Annotated in this window: 20 protein-coding genes and 1 tRNA gene; 5 read left to right on the forward strand and 16 right to left on the reverse strand. The window is 62.6% G+C overall.

Features of this window, described 5'->3' with window-relative positions:
* Window position 1: 1 nt before the first annotated feature.
* The 8 genes from MK745_RS17940 to MK745_RS17975 all read right to left on the reverse strand — a co-directional run bounded on the left by MK745_RS17940 (window position 2) and on the right by MK745_RS17975 (window position 5,545).
* Window positions 2-1,078 carry a 2'-deoxycytidine 5'-triphosphate deaminase gene (locus MK745_RS17940; RefSeq protein WP_243614574.1) on the reverse strand — a complete coding sequence of 359 codons (1,077 nt, stop codon included), beginning with the start codon at window positions 1,076-1,078 and terminating at the stop codon, window positions 2-4.
* Window positions 1,079-1,142: 64 nt separating this feature from the next.
* A tRNA-Pro gene (locus tag MK745_RS17945) sits at window positions 1,143-1,219 on the reverse strand.
* Between the two features lie 60 nt (window positions 1,220-1,279).
* On the reverse strand, window positions 1,280-2,110 hold the full coding sequence (locus tag MK745_RS17950) for a MerR family transcriptional regulator (RefSeq protein WP_243614575.1): 831 nt from the start codon (window positions 2,108-2,110) through the stop codon (window positions 1,280-1,282).
* Between the two features lie 15 nt (window positions 2,111-2,125).
* Window positions 2,126-2,428 (reverse strand): integration host factor subunit alpha, encoded by a 303-nt coding sequence (gene ihfA / locus MK745_RS17955; protein ID WP_243614576.1) that lies wholly within the window; start codon window positions 2,426-2,428, stop codon window positions 2,126-2,128.
* Between the two features lie 97 nt (window positions 2,429-2,525).
* Entirely contained in the window at window positions 2,526-3,500 is a 975-nt protein-coding gene (locus MK745_RS17960; RefSeq protein ID WP_243614577.1) for a beta-ketoacyl-ACP synthase III, read from the reverse strand.
* Window positions 3,497-4,603 carry a phosphate acyltransferase PlsX gene (plsX, locus tag MK745_RS17965; protein WP_243614578.1) on the reverse strand — a complete coding sequence of 369 codons (1,107 nt, stop codon included), beginning with the start codon at window positions 4,601-4,603 and terminating at the stop codon, window positions 3,497-3,499. Before plsX ends, MK745_RS17960 begins: the two co-directional genes overlap by 4 nt.
* 23 nt (window positions 4,604-4,626) lie before the next feature.
* Entirely contained in the window at window positions 4,627-4,833 is a 207-nt protein-coding gene (gene rpmF, locus MK745_RS17970) for a 50S ribosomal protein L32 (RefSeq protein WP_243614579.1), read from the reverse strand.
* A gap of 151 nt (window positions 4,834-4,984) precedes the next feature.
* Window positions 4,985-5,545: a YceD family protein gene (locus MK745_RS17975; protein WP_243614580.1), complete on the reverse strand. Its 561-nt coding sequence runs from the start codon at window positions 5,543-5,545 to the stop codon at window positions 4,985-4,987.
* Window positions 5,546-5,629: 84 nt separating this feature from the next.
* On the opposite strand from MK745_RS17975, the gene MK745_RS17980 reads away from it, so the two are divergent.
* The 3 genes from MK745_RS17980 (at window position 5,630) to MK745_RS17990 (ending at window position 8,771) form a co-directional block, all read left to right on the forward strand.
* Window positions 5,630-6,082, forward strand: coding sequence for an outer membrane protein assembly factor BamE (locus MK745_RS17980; protein WP_243614581.1), 453 nt, complete (start codon window positions 5,630-5,632; stop codon window positions 6,080-6,082).
* Between the two features lie 87 nt (window positions 6,083-6,169).
* Window positions 6,170-6,907: a GNAT family N-acetyltransferase gene (locus tag MK745_RS17985; RefSeq protein WP_243614582.1), complete on the forward strand. Its 738-nt coding sequence runs from the start codon at window positions 6,170-6,172 to the stop codon at window positions 6,905-6,907.
* A gap of 52 nt (window positions 6,908-6,959) precedes the next feature.
* Window positions 6,960-8,771, forward strand: coding sequence for an ABC-F family ATP-binding cassette domain-containing protein (locus MK745_RS17990; RefSeq protein ID WP_243614583.1), 1,812 nt, complete (start codon window positions 6,960-6,962; stop codon window positions 8,769-8,771).
* 159 nt (window positions 8,772-8,930) lie between these two features.
* On the opposite strand, the gene MK745_RS17995 is transcribed toward MK745_RS17990, so the two are convergent.
* The 4 genes from MK745_RS17995 to tyrS form a co-directional block, all read right to left on the reverse strand.
* On the reverse strand, window positions 8,931-9,599 hold the full coding sequence (locus MK745_RS17995) for a hypothetical protein (RefSeq protein WP_243614584.1): 669 nt from the start codon (window positions 9,597-9,599) through the stop codon (window positions 8,931-8,933).
* A complete protein-coding gene (locus tag MK745_RS18000; RefSeq protein ID WP_243614585.1) occupies window positions 9,596-9,961 on the reverse strand; it encodes a VOC family protein in 366 nt (121 codons plus the stop codon). Before MK745_RS18000 ends, MK745_RS17995 begins: the two co-directional genes overlap by 4 nt.
* Before the next feature lie 151 nt (window positions 9,962-10,112).
* A complete protein-coding gene (locus MK745_RS18005) occupies window positions 10,113-10,868 on the reverse strand; it encodes an SDR family oxidoreductase (protein ID WP_243614586.1) in 756 nt (251 codons plus the stop codon).
* A gap of 218 nt (window positions 10,869-11,086) precedes the next feature.
* Window positions 11,087-12,331, reverse strand: coding sequence for a tyrosine--tRNA ligase (gene tyrS / locus MK745_RS18010; RefSeq protein WP_243614587.1), 1,245 nt, complete (start codon window positions 12,329-12,331; stop codon window positions 11,087-11,089).
* 63 nt (window positions 12,332-12,394) lie between these two features.
* On the opposite strand from tyrS, the gene MK745_RS18015 reads away from it, so the two are divergent.
* A complete protein-coding gene (locus tag MK745_RS18015; RefSeq protein WP_243614588.1) occupies window positions 12,395-13,501 on the forward strand; it encodes an anhydro-N-acetylmuramic acid kinase in 1,107 nt (368 codons plus the stop codon).
* Here MK745_RS18015 and MK745_RS18020 read toward each other — a convergent pair.
* Complete coding sequence (locus MK745_RS18020; protein ID WP_243614589.1) at window positions 13,498-13,926, reverse strand: cupin domain-containing protein; 429 nt, start codon at window positions 13,924-13,926, stop codon at window positions 13,498-13,500. The two genes, MK745_RS18015 and MK745_RS18020, sit on opposite strands and share 4 nt — an antisense overlap.
* Before the next feature lie 173 nt (window positions 13,927-14,099).
* On the opposite strand from MK745_RS18020, the gene MK745_RS18025 reads away from it, so the two are divergent.
* Complete coding sequence (locus MK745_RS18025; protein ID WP_243614590.1) at window positions 14,100-14,450, forward strand: hypothetical protein; 351 nt, start codon at window positions 14,100-14,102, stop codon at window positions 14,448-14,450.
* A gap of 192 nt (window positions 14,451-14,642) precedes the next feature.
* Here MK745_RS18025 and eno read toward each other — a convergent pair whose 3' ends face one another.
* From eno to MK745_RS18040, 3 genes are all read right to left on the reverse strand, one after another.
* Window positions 14,643-15,917, reverse strand: coding sequence for a phosphopyruvate hydratase (gene eno, locus MK745_RS18030; protein ID WP_243614591.1), 1,275 nt, complete (start codon window positions 15,915-15,917; stop codon window positions 14,643-14,645).
* A 218-nt stretch (window positions 15,918-16,135) separates the two neighbouring features.
* A complete protein-coding gene (locus MK745_RS18035) occupies window positions 16,136-17,035 on the reverse strand; it encodes a DMT family transporter (RefSeq protein ID WP_243614596.1) in 900 nt (299 codons plus the stop codon).
* 148 nt (window positions 17,036-17,183) lie between these two features.
* Complete coding sequence (locus MK745_RS18040; RefSeq protein ID WP_243614592.1) at window positions 17,184-18,491, reverse strand: HlyC/CorC family transporter; 1,308 nt, start codon at window positions 18,489-18,491, stop codon at window positions 17,184-17,186.
* Window positions 18,492-18,580: the final 89 nt, after the last annotated feature.

Here is an 18,580-nt window from a genome sequence, read left to right on the forward strand (position 1 = left end):
CCTAGGGCGTCTTGAAGTGTTTCGAGAGCTTGAGGCCTTGCCCCTGATAGTTTGACGCAATCCCCGCGCCGTAGAGTTGTTCGGGGACATCGGCCATGCGCTCATAGACGAGGCGACCCACCACCTGACCATGTTCGAGGACAAAGGGCGCCTCGTGACAGCGCACTTCCAGAACCCCGCGCGAGCCGGTGCCGCCAGCCGCGTCATGGCCAAAACCGGGATCGAAGAAGCCGGCATAGTGCACGCGGAATTCCCCGACCATCGCAAGGTAAGGCGCCATTTCTGCGGCGTAGGCGGGCGGGATATGCACGGCTTCGCGGCTCACGAGAATATAGAACGCACCGGGATCGAGGATGATCTGACCATCGTGACTCCGGACTTCTTCCCAGTATTCGGCGGGGTCATAGTGGTTGATATTGTCGAGGTCGATCACCCCGGTGTGAGGCTTGGCGCGGTAGCCGACAAGCGTGCCGGAGGCGGGTTTGAGATCGACGGAAAAGCCGAGCCCATCGTCAATCACTGCCTCGCCATCGACGAGGGGGCTGCGGTCATGCAGGACGGAGAGATCGGCGTCGCTCAGCACGCTTTGGCCCTTGCGGAAACGGATCTGGTTGAGGCGCATGCCCGGACGCACGAGCACCGAGAAAGAGCGCGGGCAGATTTCGGCATAAAGCGGGCCGGTGTAGCCGGATTGGATGCGGTCGAACTCGGTCCCGCCATCGGTGATGGTGCGGGTCAGCAGGTCGAGCCGTCCGGTCGAGCTTTTGGCGTTGGCGACGGCGTTGACATCCTCTGGAAGCGCGAGGCTTTCCATCAGGGGAACAACGTAGACACAGCCCTTTTCGAGTACCGCGCCATCGGTAAGATCAATCTGATGCATCTCGAACTCGTCGAGGCGCTCGGCCACCGTGCGACCAGCACCGGACAGGAAAGAGGCGCGCACGCGGTAAGCCACCGTGCCAAGGCGCAAATCGAGGCTCGCGGGTTGCACCTGACCCTCGACCGGGGCCGGATTGGCGATGATTTCACCGCTCGTGAGCATGGCGTCGATGGTCTGGCTGGGCAATACGCCGGTCATGGTGTCCTCCCAAGAACTGCATACAAAAAACGCCCGGACCCAGAGGGCCACGGGCGGTTTTTATTGGTCGGGCTAGCAGGACTCGAACCTGCGACCTTCCGTCCCCCAGACGGACGCGCTACCAGGCTGCGCCATAGCCCGACGATGGGGTGTTCATAGCGATTTTGAGGGCAGGGGCAAGTCAAAAAACGAAAACGTCCCTCAGGCATTTTCGGCGGCTTCGATCCGCGCACAGAGGGCGGTGAGGCGGTCGAGTTGGGCCGCGGCGTCCGCGCGGTTTTCCGCCGCGATTCCGGTCATCTTGGCGATATCGGCAAGGAGAGATGGCCCCGGTTCAGAGGCGCGTGGTTGGTCGTCCTCCGCATCCTCTTCGGCGATCTCGTCCTCCATGGACGGGGCGGCCGCGGTTTCGGTTTCCGGCTCGGGCGCTGCGGGACTCGCTGTCGCGTCGTCAGTGGCAGGTTTCGGAGTCATGCGCTGCACGAAGGCCGGGATATCCTTTTCGGGTAGATCGTCGTCTTCTGGCGTGGCCTCGACCGAGGCTGCGTCCTGTGGCGCTTCGGTCGGCTCTGGCGCGAGATCTTCGGCAGGCGCGGCGGGTTCTTCAGAAGCGGCCTCTTCGACCTGTGCCGGGGGCTCTTCTTCGGGCTCGTCGCGGCGCTCAAAGCTCAGTACGGTGCCGCGCTCTTCCTCGAGGGGGGCAGGGGCGACTTCGGTCAGGCCGATATCGCTCTCGGGTGTCGCGTCGTCCTCACCATCAAGCGGTTGAGACAGGCCCGCGACGTATTTCGTACCCTTTTCGCGCAGCAGTTTTTGCGCGCCTTTGATGGTCATGCCATCGTCATGCAGGAGCTTTTTGATCCCCCCCAAGAGCAGCATGTCTGCGGGCCGGTAATAGCGGCGCCCGCCCGCGCGCTTGACGGGCTTCACTTGGGTAAACTTGCTTTCCCAAAAGCGCAGCACATGCGCCTGGGTGTCGAGCCAGTCCGCGACCTCGCTAATGGTGCGAAAGGCGTCTGGAGATTTACCCATAGGTTTTTGCCTTGCTTAGCTCTTGTTGCCGTCCGCGACGCGATCCTTCATCAGGTGCGACGGGCGGAAGGTCAAGACGCGGCGCGGCTCGATCGGAACCTCTTCGCCGGTCTTGGGATTGCGGCCCACGCGTGCCGCTTTGTCACGAACACTAAACGTGCCGAAAGACGAGATCTTCACCTGCTCGCCGCGCACCAGCGCATCGGACATGTGATTGAGAACGCTTTCAACCAAATCGGCAGAGTCATTGCGGGACAGACCGACCTCACGAAATACTGCTTCGCTCAAGTCCATCCGTGTCAAAGTTTTTTCGCTCATCCGTCCCCCCGGTTTTCCGTTAGAGACAAGCTTAAGGCGAATGGAATTTCCGAGTCAATATCAATGGCTTGTCAGGAGCCATTCAGAACGCCGCTGATTACCAGCGCAGCACAACCGATCCCCAGGCCAGGCCGCCACCGATGGCTTCGGTCACGATTAGGTCGCCTTGCTTGATCTGGCCGCGTTCAACCCCAACCGAAAGGGCGAGGGGAATCGAGGCTGCTGAGGTGTTACCATGGTCTTGCACGGTGAGGATCACGCGGTCCATCGGCACGCCCATTTTCTTGGCGGTGCCTTGGATGATGCGGATATTCGCCTGATGCGGCACGATCCAGTCCACGGCGCTGTCATCAAGGTCGACCTTGCTCAGCGCGGTGTGGGCGGTCGAGGTCAGTTTCTCGACGGCTTGACGGAAGAGCGCGTTGCCTTGCATCCGCAATTTGCCCGAGTCGCCGGTGGTCGAGACGCCGCCATCTACAAAGAGCATCTCTTTGTAGCGGCCATCGGAATTGAGATCGGCGGAAAGCACGCCGCGATCCGCATTGTCGCCCTTGCCCTCTTCGGCCTTGAGGATCAGCGCCCCCGCGCCATCGCCGAACAGCACACAGGTGGCGCGGTCTTCCCAGTCCATGATGCGGCTAAAGGTTTCGGCGCCGACGACGAGAACCGTCTCGCATTGGCCCGAGAGGATCAGCGCGTTGGCATTGGTCAGGGCATAGACAAAGCCCGCACAGACCGCCTGCACGTCGAAGGCAAAGCCGCGGGTCATGCCGAGTTTCTTTTGCAGCATGGTGCCGACGGAGGGGAAGGTCAGGTCCGGTGTCGAGGTGGCCACGACGATCGCGTCAATCTCATCGGCGTCCATGCCAGCGCTCTTCAGGGCATTCCGGGCCGCTTCGAAGGCGAGATCAGAGGTGGTTTCGTCCTCGGCCGCGAAATGACGGCGTTCGATCCCAGAGCGGGTCCGAATCCATTCGTCGGTGGTATCGAGGGTCTTTTCAAATTCCGAGTTCGGAACAATTCGTTCTGGCAGGTAGTGCCCAACGCCTTTGACAACGGCGCGTCGTGTCATGATTTGGTTCCGTTCTCTTCGCCTGACGCTGGGGCATCTTGGTCCAGCCGGATGGCGGATGCAACCCGCGCGGCGAGTTTTTCCGAGAAGCCAGACTGCGAAAGCTTGAAGGCAAGTTTGACGGCGGCAGACACCCCGGTTGCATCGGAACTGCCGTGGGATTTGACCACGGTCCCGTTCAAACCAAGGAAGACGCCGCCATTGACGCGGCGCGGGTCGATGCGTTTGTTCAGGCGTTGCAGCGAGGTATAGGCGAGCAGGGCAGCGAGGCGCGAGAGCGGCGAGAATTTGAACGCCTCGCGCAGGAGCGATCCAATCAGGCTCGCCGTGCCCTCGCCGGTCTTGAGGGCGATATTGCCGGTAAAGCCGTCGGTGACGATCACGTCGGCCACATCGCCCGGAATGTCGCCGCCTTCGACGAATCCCACGAAGTCAAAGCTTGCGGCGTCGGCGTTCTGGGCGATCAGGTCATGGGCGAGCTTGAGCTCGGAGCGGCCCTTATGTTCTTCGGTGCCGACATTGAGAAGGCCGATGCGGGGGCGTTTGAGCTCCATGCCGTTGCGGGCATAAGAGGCGCCCATCAGCGCATATTGCAGCAGGTCGTGTTCGTCGGCGCGGATATCGGCGCCAACATCCAGCATGATGTTGAAGCCAGAGGCAGAGCGCGATGGCCAGAGCACGGCAATGGCGGGCCGGTTGACGCCGGGCAGTTTGCGCAGGCGCACCACCGAGAGCATCATCAAGGCGCCAGTATTGCCGCAGGAGACCACCACGTCGGCATCGCCATTGCGCACGGATTCGATCGCCGACCACATCGAGGTCGACTTGCCCGTGCGCATGACTTGGCTCGGTTTGTCTTCCATCGAGACGACGCTGTCGCAGTCGCGAATCTCGACCCGACCGGCGAGGGCCTTCTTTTTCCGGACGAGCTTTTTCAGCTCTTTTTCCGGCCCGTGCAGGATAAAGGCAATGTCGGGATTCTTCTTGGCAGAACGCGAAATGCCGGCAACCACTGCTGCCGGCCCGCGATCGCCGCCCATCGCATCAACAGAGATGACGGTGCGCCCGGCTGCCGCTTTCGCGTTTTCGCTCGATGCCGTCATGCGGGCGCTGTCCCGATTTGTCGTTATGCCGCGTCGTCGTCCAGGTCGATGTCGTCGACCATCGAAACGATCTCACGGTCATCATAGTGACCGCAGGACGCGCACACGTGGTGCGGGCGCTTCAGCTCGCCACAGTTGGAGCATTCATTGGGGTTTGCTGCAACAAGTGCGTCATGAGCACGGCGGTTGTTGCGGCGCGATTTCGATACTTTGTTCTGCTGGACAGCCATGTCGCAACCTTTGATTAACTGGGGCCCAATGACATGCATTGCGGCCGATTTCCTGAGCGTCCCGAGCCATTACGCGCAAAGCGCGCCCGAGTCCAACTCTAAATTCCGAATGAGCGCGCGAAAATACTGTGAATCCGCAGATGCGCAAGGGTTATTTTTCGTCGTCCCCGTCGAGCTTGTCGCGCAGGGCGGCAAGACCGGCAAAGGGACGCGCGTCTTCGTCCCGCATAGCGTCTTTGCCGGGCTCGGTAAACACCGCCTCGCCAAGTTCCGCCTCGTCTTTGCGCGGGTAGAGCGGAAGGTTGAGCGCCAGCGCCTCGCGCATGACCGTTTCGATGTCGATTTCAGCCCCAAGCTCTTCGACAGTGTCATCCTCGGGCATCTCGACCTCGCCGTCGATCTCCTCGGGAAGTTCAAGAGTCTTGAGGAAGAGTCGTTCGATATCAGCTTCGATCCGGGTGCGCACGGGCTCAAGCGTGACCACGCAGGGCTGATCCACCGTGGCCCGGAGATGCGCCGTCAGTCGCCAGTCGGTGCGCCCGGAGGCGCGCAACTCGCCATGAAACCGCAATTTGCGCAGTCCAAGAAGGCCAAGGTCTTCTGCAATCTCGTTCAGGCGCTCGTTCGTCGGGGACAAATCGAATCGTGTGACACGGTTTTGCGGCAGATCGGCGACGCGCAGGGGCGCTATGGTATCGGTTTGTGTTGTCATTGGACCTGCTTACATTCTTGAACCAGAGGCGTTCCTTCTGTAAGCGGGATAGAAGGCAGTAGAGGCCAAGGCAAGAGGGCAGTCATGATCGCAGTTGGCAAGGGTATCAAATCGGCGGTGATCGCAGCCGGGATTATGGTCGTTCTGGGCGCCTGTACCTCACAATACCGCAACCACGGATATGTGCCGACCGAAGAAGACCTCGCAGAGATCACTGTCGGCGTCGATACCCGCGATACCGTGGCCGAAACCGTTGGCACGCCGTCGGCCTCTGGGGTTCTCGACAGCAGCGGCTATTACTATGTGCGTAGCCGGGTGCGGCACTACGGGGCGCGCAAGCCCGAGGTGGTCGAACGCCGGATCGTCGCCATCACCTTCGACAATCGCGGCGTGGTCCGCAATGTCGAGGAATATGCGCTCGAAGATGGTCAGGCCGTGCCGATCGCGCGCCGGATCACCGACAACGATCTCAACAACCAGAGCATCCTTGGCCAGCTCCTGAAGAATATCGGTAGCTTTGGCGGCTTCAGCAGCTAACCGGCGGGGCATCGCCGCCCTGTCATTTGGCTGTTACGGATTCCTCCCTATATAGTCGTGATTGAACGATTAGCGGAGCACCTTGTCATGGTCGCTTTGTCGAAAGGGCGCTACGCCGTGCGCGTAGCCGAAACCGAGGCAGACCTGCGCGCCGCACAGGCGCTGCGGCAGATGGCGTTTCACGGTGTCGAGGCCACGGGGCTTGACGCAGATGCGTTTGATCCGATCTGCACCCACATGCTCGTCGAGGCGCGCGACAGCGGAGAACTTGTCTGTTGCTTCCGCTTCCTGCCATTGGCGGGCGGGGGAGAGATCGACCGCTCCTACTCAGCACAGTTCTATGAGCTGAGCGCGTTGCGCGATTTTGACGGGCCGATGGTCGAGATGGGCCGGTTTTGCATTCATCCAGAGGTCACGGACCCCGATATCCTGCGCGTGGCATGGGGGGCGATGACCTCTTATGTAGATGAAAACAATGTCGAAATGCTGTTTGGCTGTTCCTCCTTTACGGGCACCGATGCCAAGGAGTATTTCGATGCTTTCGCCATGCTGCGCGACCGCCACCTTGCGCCGAAACGCTGGCTGCCGAAGGTCAAGGCGCCCAAGGTGTTCCGGTTTGCCGCACGCCTGCGCCGCAAGCCGAACCTGAAACTGGCGCAGATGCGGATGCCGCCCTTGCTTCGGACCTACCTGATGATGGGCGGCTGGGTCAGCGATCATGCGGTGATCGACACCCATATGAACACGCTGCATGTCTTTACCGGTCTTGAGATCCGCGCCATTCCGCCGAGCCGAAAGAAGCTTCTGCGGGCGATCGGTGCCTAAGAGAGACACGTGGCCCATTGACGGCAACAGGCGGGCGGTTTAGCCCGCTTTCATGGCACGTATACCCCTTTTGCAGATGAACGGTATTTCCCTCACTTTCGGGGGGGATCCGGTGTTTGATGGGCTGGACCTCGTGGTGCAGCCGGGCGATCGCGTGGCGCTTGTCGGGCGCAACGGGTCAGGCAAATCCACCCTGATGAAGGTCATGGCGGGCCTTGTGGAACCGGACCGGGGCGAGATTGTCGTGCCGCCGGGCGTCAGCGTCGGTTATATGGAGCAACACCCTGACATGACCGGGTTTTCCACGCTCGGGGATTTCGCGGCCTCGGGGCTTGAACCGGGCGAGGCCTACAAGGTCGAGCGCGCTGGTGAGGGGCTCAAGTTCGATCCTGAGCGCCCGGTAGAGACAGCGTCGGGCGGGGAGCGGCGGCGGGCCGCCTTGGCCAAGTTGATGGCCGAAGCACCGGAGTTGATGCTTCTCGATGAGCCGACCAACCACCTTGATATCGAGGCGATTGCCTGGCTTGAGGCGGAGCTTTCGACGACGCGGGCGGGTTTTGTCCTGATCTCGCACGACCGCGCGTTTCTGCGGGCGTTGACCCGCGCAACCCTTTGGATTGACAGGGGAATGGTGCGTCGACAGGAGAAGGGGTTCGAGGCGTTCGAAGCCTGGCGCGACAAGGTCTGGGAAGAGGAAGACATCCAGCGTCACAAGATGGACCGCAAGATCAAGGCCGAGGCGCGATGGGCCGTCGAGGGGATCAGCGCCCGGCGCAAGCGCAACCAAGGCCGGGTGCGCGCCCTGCAAGACCTGCGCCAGGAGCGCGCGTCGATGATCAAACGCCAAGGCGCGGCGGCGATGGACCTCAGCGCGGGGCCGAAATCCGGTCGAAAAGTCATTGATGCCAAAGGGTTGGCGAAGGGATTTGACGACAAACGGATCGTCACGGATTTCTCGCTTACTGTGCAGCGGGGCGACCGGGTGGCCTTTGTGGGGCCGAACGGCGTTGGCAAGACGACGCTGATCAAGATGCTCATGGGCGAGGTGGCACCAGACGCGGGGACGGTCACGCTTGGGACCAACCTGCTCCCGGCGATCTTTGATCAGAGCCGTTCCAAGCTCGATCCGGAGATGAGCCTTTGGGATAGTCTCACCGGCGATCCAGATATGCGCGTCTCGGGCAAGGCGGACCAAGTTATGGTCCGTGGAAACCCCAAGCATGTCGTTGGATACCTTAAAGAATTTCTGTTTGACGAGCGGCAGGCAAGGGCGCCTGTCAGGAGCTTGTCGGGGGGGGAGAAGGCGCGGTTGTTGTTGGCTAAGCTGATGGCGCGGGAGAGCAATCTTCTTGTCCTCGACGAGCCGACCAACGACCTCGACGTGGAGACGCTCGACCTCTTGCAGGAATTGCTCGACGACTATGACGGGACGGTGCTTCTTGTGAGCCACGATCGGGATTTCCTTGACCGGGTGGCGACCACCACCGTGGCGATGGAGGGCCATGGCCGGGCGGTGGTCTATGCCGGGGGATGGAGCGACTACCGGGCGCAGCGCGGTGACGAAGAAGCGGAAGAAAAGAAAGCAAAATCAAAGCCTAAGGTGGAGAAGGTGAAGCAGGAGAAGGCCCTGAAAGAGGGTTTGAGCTTTACCGAAAAACACCGGCTTGAGGCGCTTCCCGCGATCCTTGAGCGGCTTGGGGCGGAGATTGCCAAGCTGGAAGAGTTCCTTATGGACCCGGAGCTTTTCAGCAAGGAACCGGTCAAGTTCCAGAAGGCCACAGAGGCGCTTGTCGAGCGGCAGGCTGCATTGGCTGAAGCCGAGGAAGAATGGCTGATTCTCGAAGAGAAGGCTGAGGCGGGTTAACGGGGAGATCCCAACGTCGGTATTGCGTCGGTATCGCGTCTGTATTGCAGCGGTGCTGCGGGCGCGCTGGACGGGTGTGAACGGGGCGCGCGGCGGTAAAGGCGGCGCGCGACGGTCACTGCAGGGGCTTTGCCCCTCTTGGCCGCGGGTGCGGCCAATTCACCCCAGGATATTTTCAGCAAGAGGAAGCGGCAGGGCGACGCTTGGCCGATAGCCGGCGCGGAGCGCGGTGAGCGTCGGAGCGGGGGTCAGACAGGTGACGCGGCCCGAGGGGTGCGGCCGGGGCGCGCCGTAACCATCGGGGGCGAAAGGGTGGAGCGCGCCTTGCCACAGGAGTGCGGGGCCGGTGCCCGTCAGGATGAAGGTGCCGTCGGGCAGGGACGCGGCGTCGGCCTCGACCCGGTGCTGCGCAAAGCGGCGGGGAATGGCGCGGGCCGCATGCAGGCGGGTGTCGAACGCGGACACCGGACCGGTGTGTCCTGCGGCGTCGAGGAAGGCGGTGAAATCCGCGCGCCGACATTCGCCGCAGGGGCGATGCCCGGCGGCCAGCGCCACCGCCTCGTCATGGAAGAAAAGTTCGGTATAGGCGCCGGGGGCCATGAGCGGGCGGCGGCGGGATTTGAACGACAGCAGGCAGCAGACCCAGGCCTTGTGTCGCCAGCGGCGGTGGCTCAGGCCTTGGCCTGCGTTGTGCAGGATGCCGCGATTGCCCATGAAGCGCCCGCGCGCGGGATGCGCGAGGATCTCTCCGGTGGGCTGAACGCGGTTTTTGCAGGGGCATGGCGCACTCTGCCCCTGAACCGTCCCGCGGCGCAAGGCGCGCGTCATGTTTCGGTGCTTTGTCCAAACCTCAGGTGATAGCCGTTCAGGTCTACTGCGTTGAACTCGCGCATGCCCCACGGGTAGGTTTCCGGCGCACGGGTGATCTTTACCCCGTTCTCCGTGGCGCGGGCATAGAGGATGTCGAGATCGCTCACGTCGAAATAGAGCCAGTTCGCGCCGAGCTGTGGGGTGCCTTCCCAGAAATGAACGCAGGCCTGATCCAATAGGATCGCGCCGTGACGCGGCGGTTCGCCATAGAGAAACCGCAGGGTGAAGCCCAGCTTCTCGATATACCAATTGCAGGTCTCGGGGACATTCGGTGTGGCCAGTGTCGGGTAGACACCGCAGCAAGTGAGAGGGTCAGGCATGACGAGGGGCCTTCTTACAGTCCGCTTTGGGGAGGGTAGCCCATGCGGCGCGCGCGGTCGATGCTGATCACCGTGGCGTAGCGGTTCTTCAGGCAAAAGAAAGCCCCCGTTGGGCAACGGGGGCTCTGATTTCGTAAAGACCTGTGTCGGGTTATTGCATCCGGAGCGCGCCGTCGATGCGGATCACCTCGCCGTTGAGATAGCCGTTTTCGACGATGAACCCGGCGAGGCGGGCGTATTCGGACGGATCGCCAAGACGTTTGGGGCAGGTGACGTCCTCGGCCAGTTGGTCCTGTACCTCTTGCGGCAGGCCTTGCAGCATCGGGGTCAGGAAGATGCCCGGCGCGATGGCCATGACCCGGATGCCGGAGCGGGCGAGGTCGCGGGCCATCGGCAGGGAGAGGCCAACGATTCCGCCCTTGGAGGCCGCATAGGCGGCCTGGCCGCGTTGACCGTCCATGGCGGCGATGGAGGCGGTGTTGACGATCACGCCACGCGCGCCATCGGATTCGGCGGCGTTCTCGGCCATCACATCGGCGGCGAGGCGGGCGACGTTGAAGGAGCCGACGAGGTTGATGTCGATGGTCTGTTGGAAGGTATGGAGCGGGTGCGGGCCCTTCTTGGAGAGCGTCGTCGCGGCGGGGGCGATCCCGGCGCAGTTCACGCAGGCGTTGATCGTGCCCATGGCCTCTTTGGCGGCGGCAATGCCTGCGGCGACCGAGTCTTCGTCGGTGACGTTGACCTTGTGAAACGTGCCGCCGAGTTCTTTGGCGAGGGCTTCTCCTGCGTCTTCGTTGAGATCGAAGAGAGCAACCTTGGCGCCGTTCTCGGCAAAGTGGCGGGCGGTGGCGGCCCCGAGGCCGGAAGCGCCGCCGGTGATCACGGCGCAGGTTTCAGCGAGTTTCATGGTCTTTCCTCCCGGGTGACGTTGTCGTCATGAAATGAACATGCGTTCAGATAACCGGAGGCAGGGGTATCTGTCTAGGGGCGGGGGCGGATATCTAAGGCAAGACGGGGCGTTGCCCCTCTTGAGCCTGCGGCTCAATTCACCCCGAGTATTTGTCACAGAGAAGAAGAAAGGGGGCCGCGATGGCCCCCTGTCGTGTTGCGTGATGTGGGCAGGCCTTAGCCGAGTTGTACCAGCGCGTGGCGCTTCTTGCCTGCGCTGAGTTTGATCGGGGAGGCGAGGGCGGCGGCGTCGATCATCAGCCCAGCGTCGGTCAACGGCGCGTCGTCGATCTTGGCGCCGTTCTCGGCGATCAGGCGTTTGGCTTCTTTGCCGGATTTGGCGAGGCCGGATTTGACGATGAGCTGCACGATGGAGGCGGGCAATTCGTCGGCAGACAGCGTCAGGGTCGGCAGGTCGTCGCCCACGCCGCCCTTCTCGAACACTTCGCGCGCGGTCGCTTCGGCGGCGGCGGCGGCCTCGGCCCCGTGGCAGAGCGTCGTCACGGCGTTGGCGAGGATGATTTTGGCGGCGTTGATCTCGGAGCCTGCGAGTGCGCCGAGGCGGTCGCATTCCTCGACCGGCATTTCCGTGTAGAGCTTGAGGAAGCGGCCCACGTCGGCGTCGGTCGTGTTGCGCCAGAATTGCCAGAACTCATAAGGGCTACGCATGTCGGCATTGAGCCAGATCGCGCCATCGGCGGTCTTGCCCATCTTCTTGCCGTCCGAGGTCGTCAGGAGCGGCGAGGTCAGGCCGTAGATTTCCTTGTCGATGACGCGGCGCGTCAGGTCGATGCCGTTGACGATATTGCCCCATTGGTCCGAGCCGCCGAACTGCACCATGCAGCCATAGCGGCGGTTCAACTCGAGGAAGTCATAGGCCTGAAGGATCATGTAGTTGAATTCGAGGAAGGAGAGCGATTGCTCGCGGTCGAGGCGGGATTTGACCGACTCGAAGGAGAGCATGCGGTTCACCGAGAAGTGCCGCCCGATGTCGCGCAGGAACTCGAGGTAGTTCAACTCATCGAGCCATTCGGCGTTGTTGAGCATCAAGGCGCCGGTCGGGCCGTCGTTGTAAGAGATATATTTGGCGAAGACCTGTTTGATGCCGGAGATGTTGTCGTCGATCTGCGCGGGCGTCAGCAGCGGGCGCTCGTCGGCGCGGAAAGAGGGGTCGCCCACCTTGGTCGTGCCGCCGCCCATGAGGGTGATCGGTTTGTGGCCGGTCTTTTGCAGCCAGCGCAGCATCATGATCTGGATCAGCGAGCCGACGTGCAGCGACTTGGCCGTCGCGTCAAAGCCGATATAGCCCGGCACCACGCCCTTGATCAGCGCCTCGTCGAGGCCCTGATAATCGGTGCAGTCGGCGAGAAAGCCGCGCTCGATCATGACGGTCATGAAATCCGATTTGGGGTGGTAGGTCATGGCATTGGTCCCGTATGTTTTTCGGGGCCGTGTATAGGCGGCGTTGCGACAAAGGGAAAGGCCATGATGAAGGCCAAAACAGGCAAAGAACGGATCAGGGCGCTTGGGGCGATGTCGGGGACGTCGCTTGACGGGGTGGACGCGGCGGTTGTCGAGACGGATGGCGAGGCGATCTTTGGCTTTGGCGAGAGCGACTACCGCGCCTATGACCGGGAGGAACGCAAGGTTCTGGCAGCAGCCTTGGGGAAATGGGCCGGGCCAGAGGTCGATGCGGCGACGGAGGTTGTCGCGCGGGCGCATGAAGCGGTCCTGAGCCGGTTTGAGGATGTGGCGCTTGTCGGGTTTCATGGTCAGACGCTGGCGCATGAACCGCGCGGCCGGGGCACGTTGCAGGTTGGCGACGGGCAGGCCTTGGCGGAGCGCCTTGGCGTGCCGGTGGTGTGGGATTTCCGCTCGGCCGATGTTGAGATGGGGGGCGAGGGCGCGCCGCTGGCGCCGTTCTTTCATTTTGCCTGCGCGCGCTGGATTGGCGCGGAAAAGCCTGTCTGTTTCCTGAACCTCGGGGGCGTTGCGAATATCACCTGGGTGGATCCGAGGGTGGCGTCACCGGAGGTCGAAGGCGCGCTTTTGGCCTTTGACACTGGGCCAGCCAATGCGCCGCTCAACGATCTTTTGCGCGCGCGGCGGGGCTTGGATTTCGACGAGGACGGTAAGATTGCCCGCGAAGGCGCGGTGGAGAACGGTGCGCTTGAGTTGTTCCTTGCCGAGCCCTATTTCGCGCGGATGCCGCCCAAGTCCCTCGACCGGAATGATTTTGCCGAGATGGTCGGTCTTGTGGGCGAGCTTTCGGATGCGGATGCGGCGGCGACGCTGACGGCGATGTGTGCCGCCGGTGTGGCGGCGGGGATGGCGCATTGCCCGGAGCCGCCGGAGCGCGTTCTAGTGACAGGTGGCGGGCGGCATAACCCGGTCTTGATGGAGATGCTTCGGGTGTCGCTTGATTGTCCGGTGATGGCGGTCGAGGAGGTCGGGCTTGATGGTGACATGCTCGAGGCGCAGGCCTTTGCCTATCTCGCGGTGCGCGTGGCGCGGGGGATGGCGACGTCCTGCCCCGGCACGACGGGCGTGCGGGCTTTGGTTGGCGGCGGCACGTTGAGCCGGCCTTCCTAGGGGATATCGAAGCCCGGTGGCGCGAGGGTGAAGCCTGCGAAGTCGAAACCGGGGGAGACGGTGCAGCCGACAAGGGTCCAGTCGCCCGTGGAGCGAGCGGCCTGCCAGTGGCCCGTTGGGACGATGATTTGCGGCGCTTGGCCTGTGGCAATGTCAGGGCCGAGGATATGGTCTGCGCGCGGGCCGAGGTCGGTCGCGGAGAGCGACAGGATGAGCGGCGCGCCCGCGTAGTGATGCCAAATCTCGGTCGCGTCGACCTTGTGCCAATGGCTTTGTTCGCCCGCTTTCAGAAGGAAATAGATCGCCGTGCCCGCCGCGCGTTCCCCCTCTGGCGCATCGGCGCGCCATGTTTCACGGAAATAGCCGCCCTCGGGGTGCGGGGCGAGGTTCAGGCGGGCGATGAGGTCGTCGGCGGTTAGGGTCATGGGGGGGAGTGTGGGGTTTGAGCAATACCTGCGCAAGAGGTTGCCATAAATATGTTGTTCATACCTATGGGGTTAGGATGCATCAGAACTCGTATAACCTCGACCAATCGCTTTCTGCCGCACAAGCGAGCGACGGCGCAGTATCCTTTCCGAAGCTAAGAAAGGAAGCTCAAATGACCAGTGAAAGACTACCCGATTTATTCCGTGCGAAAGACGAAATGCCCATTTTCTTTGGCGAAACGTATAAGCATCCAAATGGCGTAGGGACAGTATTGGCAGGTTATCGGCTCGGCAGATATCTCAAACTCTGGCTACGGAGCGTGGATACCGGAAGCTTCGAGTCTGTCGATCCAAGGGTGTGTGAACTTTCCGACTACTATGTTCGCGATGTCGATGACTTCGATCCGGAGGTCTTGCGTTTGGCGCGGCGTGTCTGCGCGAGGTTAGATGAAGATAAGATAGCGATGCATAGCTGTCATCCTGATATTGTTCCTTCACCTTATCAGTACGGCGAACGGGGCTAGGATAGGTCCCGGTTTTTGGGCGGAGCATCTCTCCATTTGGTGGGTTGAAAACCCACCCTACGAGGGTTGCTGCCGACGGTTGCCGCGTGAAGGCCGGCAATGTGTGATGTGCGGCGCTTGTCGGTGGTCTTATGAAAACGGCCCAAAGCGTGTGCTCCGGGCCGGTTCTCAGTGTGCGAAAGCGCGTGGCGCTTACTTGAGGATCGAAGCCCCGGCGTATTCAGCGGTTTCACCGAGTTGTTCCTCGATGCGGATCAGTTGGTTGTATTTGGCGAGCCGGTCGGAGCGGGCGAGCGAGCCGGTCTTGATCTGGCCGCAGTTGGTGGCGACGGCGAGGTCGGCGATGGTCGCGTCCTCGGTTTCGCCGGAGCGGTGCGACATGACGTTGGTGTAGCGCGCGCGGTGGGCCATATCGACCGCTTTCAGCGTTTCGGTCAGGGTGCCGATCTGGTTCACCTTGACGAGCATGGAGTTGGCGACGCCGCGTTCGATGCCGTCGGCAAGGCGCTCGGGGTTGGTGACGAAGAGGTCGTCGCCCACGAGTTGCACCTTGTCGCCGAGAACTTCGGTCAGCTTGGCCCAGCCGTCCCAGTCATCCTCGGCCATGCCGTCCTCGATCGAGATGATCGGGTAGTCGGCGCAGAGGGCTGCGAGATAGGCGACGTTTTCGTCCGAAGTCAGGGTCTTGTTCTCGCCCGCCAGCACGTAGTTGCCGTCCTTGTAATATTCGGTCGAGGCGCAATCGAGCGCGAGGTAGATGTCTTCGCCCGGTGTGTAGCCGGCTTTTTCGATTGCCTTGAGGATGAAGTCGAGCGCGTCGCGGGTCGAGGCGAGGTTGGGGGCAAAGCCGCCTTCGTCGCCAACGCCGGTTGCGAGACCTGCGGCGGAGAGCTCTTTCTTCAGGGTGTGGAATACTTCCGAGCCCATGCGCACGGCGTCGCGGATATTGGCGGCCGAGACGGGCATGATCATGAATTCCTGGATGTCGATCGGGTTGTCGGCATGTTCGCCGCCATTGATGATGTTCATCATCGGCACCGGCAGGACGCGGGCCGAGGTGCCGCCGATATAGCGATAGAGCGGTTGCGCGGTGAAATCCGCTGCGGCCTTGGCGCAGGCCATGGAGACGCCGAGGATCGCGTTGGCCCCGAGGCGGCCCTTGTTGGGGGTGCCGTCAAGCTCCATCATGGCGGCGTCGATGGCGACCTGCTCGGTCACGTCAAAGCCGACGAGGGCCTCGGCGATCTCGCCGTTGACGGCGGCGCAGGCTTCGAGCACGCCCTTGCCCATGTAGCGGGTCTTGTCGCCGTCGCGTTTTTCAACTGCCTCATGCGCGCCAGTGGAGGCGCCGGAGGGCACAGCGGCACGGCCCATGGTGCCGTCTTCGAGGATCACGTCCACTTCGACCGTGGGGTTGCCACGGGAGTCGAGGATTTCGCGGGCGTGGATGTCGATAATGATGCTCATGGGTCTCATTCCTTGGGATGATGCATGTCGTCTTTGCGCGCCTTTTGGCAGGGGGCTGGCGGTTTGTAAACGGCTGGCAGGGTCGCAGCGCCGGGCGTTAGGGCTAACGCCGCGATGTTTGCGCCAACGGCGCGCGAGGGAGGGAGGGGCCAGCCCCTCTTGCCTGCCAAGGCAGGCAATTCACCCCGGGATATTTCCGGCAAGAGGAAGGGGCCGGGTCAGTCTTGTGGGAAGTCGGGCGCGTGGGTCGGCAGGGGGCGGGCGAGCGCGCGTTCGCGCAGGAAGGTGTAGAGCCCGGTGCCGATGATGAGCGAAGCGCCGACCAAGGTCAGCAGGTCGGGGCGGTCGCCAAAGACCAAGACGCCCGCGATGATCGAGAACAGGAGGCGCGTGTAGCGGTAGGGCGAGACGACCGAGGCTTCGCCAACGCGCATCGCGGTGACGATGCCCCAGTAGCCGATGACGCCGAAGAGGATGGCGCCAGAGATTTGCAGCACATGGGTCGGTGCGACAGGTGCGGCGCCGCCCGGTGTCAGGGCGATCATCACGGGTGCGACGACGATGAGCGAGGCAAAGCCCTGAAACGAGACCACGAAGGAAGACACAGCGCTATCAATGCGGCGGGTGATGAGGTCGCGCAGGGCGACGGCAAAGACCGAGATCAGCACCAAGAGCGCGTTGGGGTCAAAGCCTTCGAGGCCGGGGCGGATGATGAGGAGGACACCGAGAAAGCCGATGGCGATCGCGCTCCAGCGCCGCCAGCCGACCTGTTCGCCCAAGAAAAGCGCCGCGCCCATGGTGATGGCGAGCGGCATGGCCTGGAACACGGCGGCGACGGTCGATAGTTCAACGAGCGCCAGCGCGGACGCAAAGGACATGGCGGCGACAGCCTCGCAGGCGGCGCGCAGCACAGGCAGGGGGCGCCATGCGGCACGGGCGAAGAGGTTCTCGCCCTTGGCGGTGGCGATCAGGGCAAAGACGGTGGCTGAGCCGATGCCGAGGATCAGCAGGATTTGCCCGGTGGGCAGGTCTTCGGACATGATCTTGATGAACATGTCCTCGAGCGTGAAGCTCGCCATGGAGAGGATCACGAGGAGAATCCCCGTCACATTGTTCATCGTGGACATGCGCGCGCCCTTTGTTGAGTTATACAACCTTCTTGACGCGAACTGACCCGCCTTGGCAAGCCCCGTCGCTTGGCGCGGGAATGGCATTTCGTGGGGCGGCGGATCACGGGGCGTGATGGACGCCCCGCCCCGGCGCCGTTCAGAGCGGGCGGATCTTTAGCTGGGTGATGCGGTTGGCCTCGCGCGAGACGACCTCGAAGCGGAAGCCGTGGAAGGAAAACACCTGTCCAGGCGTCGGGATCATCTGGGCCTCATGGATCACCAGACCGGCGACGGTGTTGGCCTCTTCGTCGGGCAGGGTCCAGTCGGTGGCGCGGTTGAGATCGCGGATCGTCATGGCCCCGTCAATGAGCCATGTGCCGTCTTCGGCAGAGGCGATCTCGGGTTCGTCGTCTGTGTCGAATTCATCGGTGATCTCGCCCACGATTTCCTCGAGGATGTCTTCAAGCGTGATCAGGCCCTGAAGCGAGCCATATTCATCGACGACGAGGGCGAAATGCGAGTGGCGGCGCAGGAATTCGCGCATCTGGTCGTCCAGAGAGGTGGTTTCGGGGACGAAATACGGCTCTTTGGCGACCTCGACCACGTTGAACTCGGTCAGGTCGGAGAAGGTGCCTTCGGGGCCTGTCACCTGTTTGTGCATGGCGCGCAGCAAATCCTTGGCGTGAATCACGCCGACGATGTTGGACGGCTCGCTCTTGAACACGGGCAGGCGGGTGTGCGGGCTTTCGAGGCATTGCGACAGGATTTCAGCGGGCGGCGCATCGGCGTCGATCATCTCGATGCCGGAGCGGTGCAGCATGATTTCCTCGATCGCGCGTTCGGAGAGGTCGAGCGCGCCGAGGATGCGGTCGCGGTCTTCCTTTTCCACAATGCCTTCGGAGTGGCCGAGTTGAATCGCACCGGCGATTTCCTCGCGCACGGCGAGGATATGGCTGTCGGGGTCGGTCTGGACGCCGAAGAGGCGCAGGACGAGGCGCACGAACCAGCGCACCGCCGAGACCACGGGGGCAAAGATCGTCACCACGATACCGATGGGGCGCGAGGCGGCGGCGGCGGCGCCTTCGGGGCGGGTGATCGCGTAGGTCTTGGGCAGCACCTCGGCAAAGACCAAGACGAGGAGCGTCATCACAAGGGTTGCCAGCGCGACACCGGATTCGCCGAAAGCGCGGGTAAAGAGCGCGGTCGCCAGCGAGGCCGCGAGGATGTTCACAAGGTTGTTGCCCAAGAGCACGGAGCCGATCAGGCGTTCGTTGTCCTCGGTGATGTCGAGCGCGCGGGCGGCGCCGCGATTGCCCTTGTCGGCCTGCGTGCGCAGCTTGCCGCGCGAGGCCGCCGTGAGGGCGGTTTCCGACCCGGAGAAAAAGCCCGAGAGCACGAGCAGGCCGAGAATGGCCCCGGCCGTGATCCAGAAACTTGTATCGAGGGTGGTGGTCGCTACGTCCATATACCTATCCTTTGCGTTCAGACAGGTTATGGGGTGCGACAGCCGCGCAATCAAGGGGCCGCGACCATCCGGGGCGGCCTGTGCGGCGG

The organism is Shimia aestuarii (assembly GCF_022814865.1).
In the GTDB taxonomy this organism is placed as follows: domain Bacteria; phylum Pseudomonadota; class Alphaproteobacteria; order Rhodobacterales; family Rhodobacteraceae; genus Shimia; species Shimia aestuarii_A.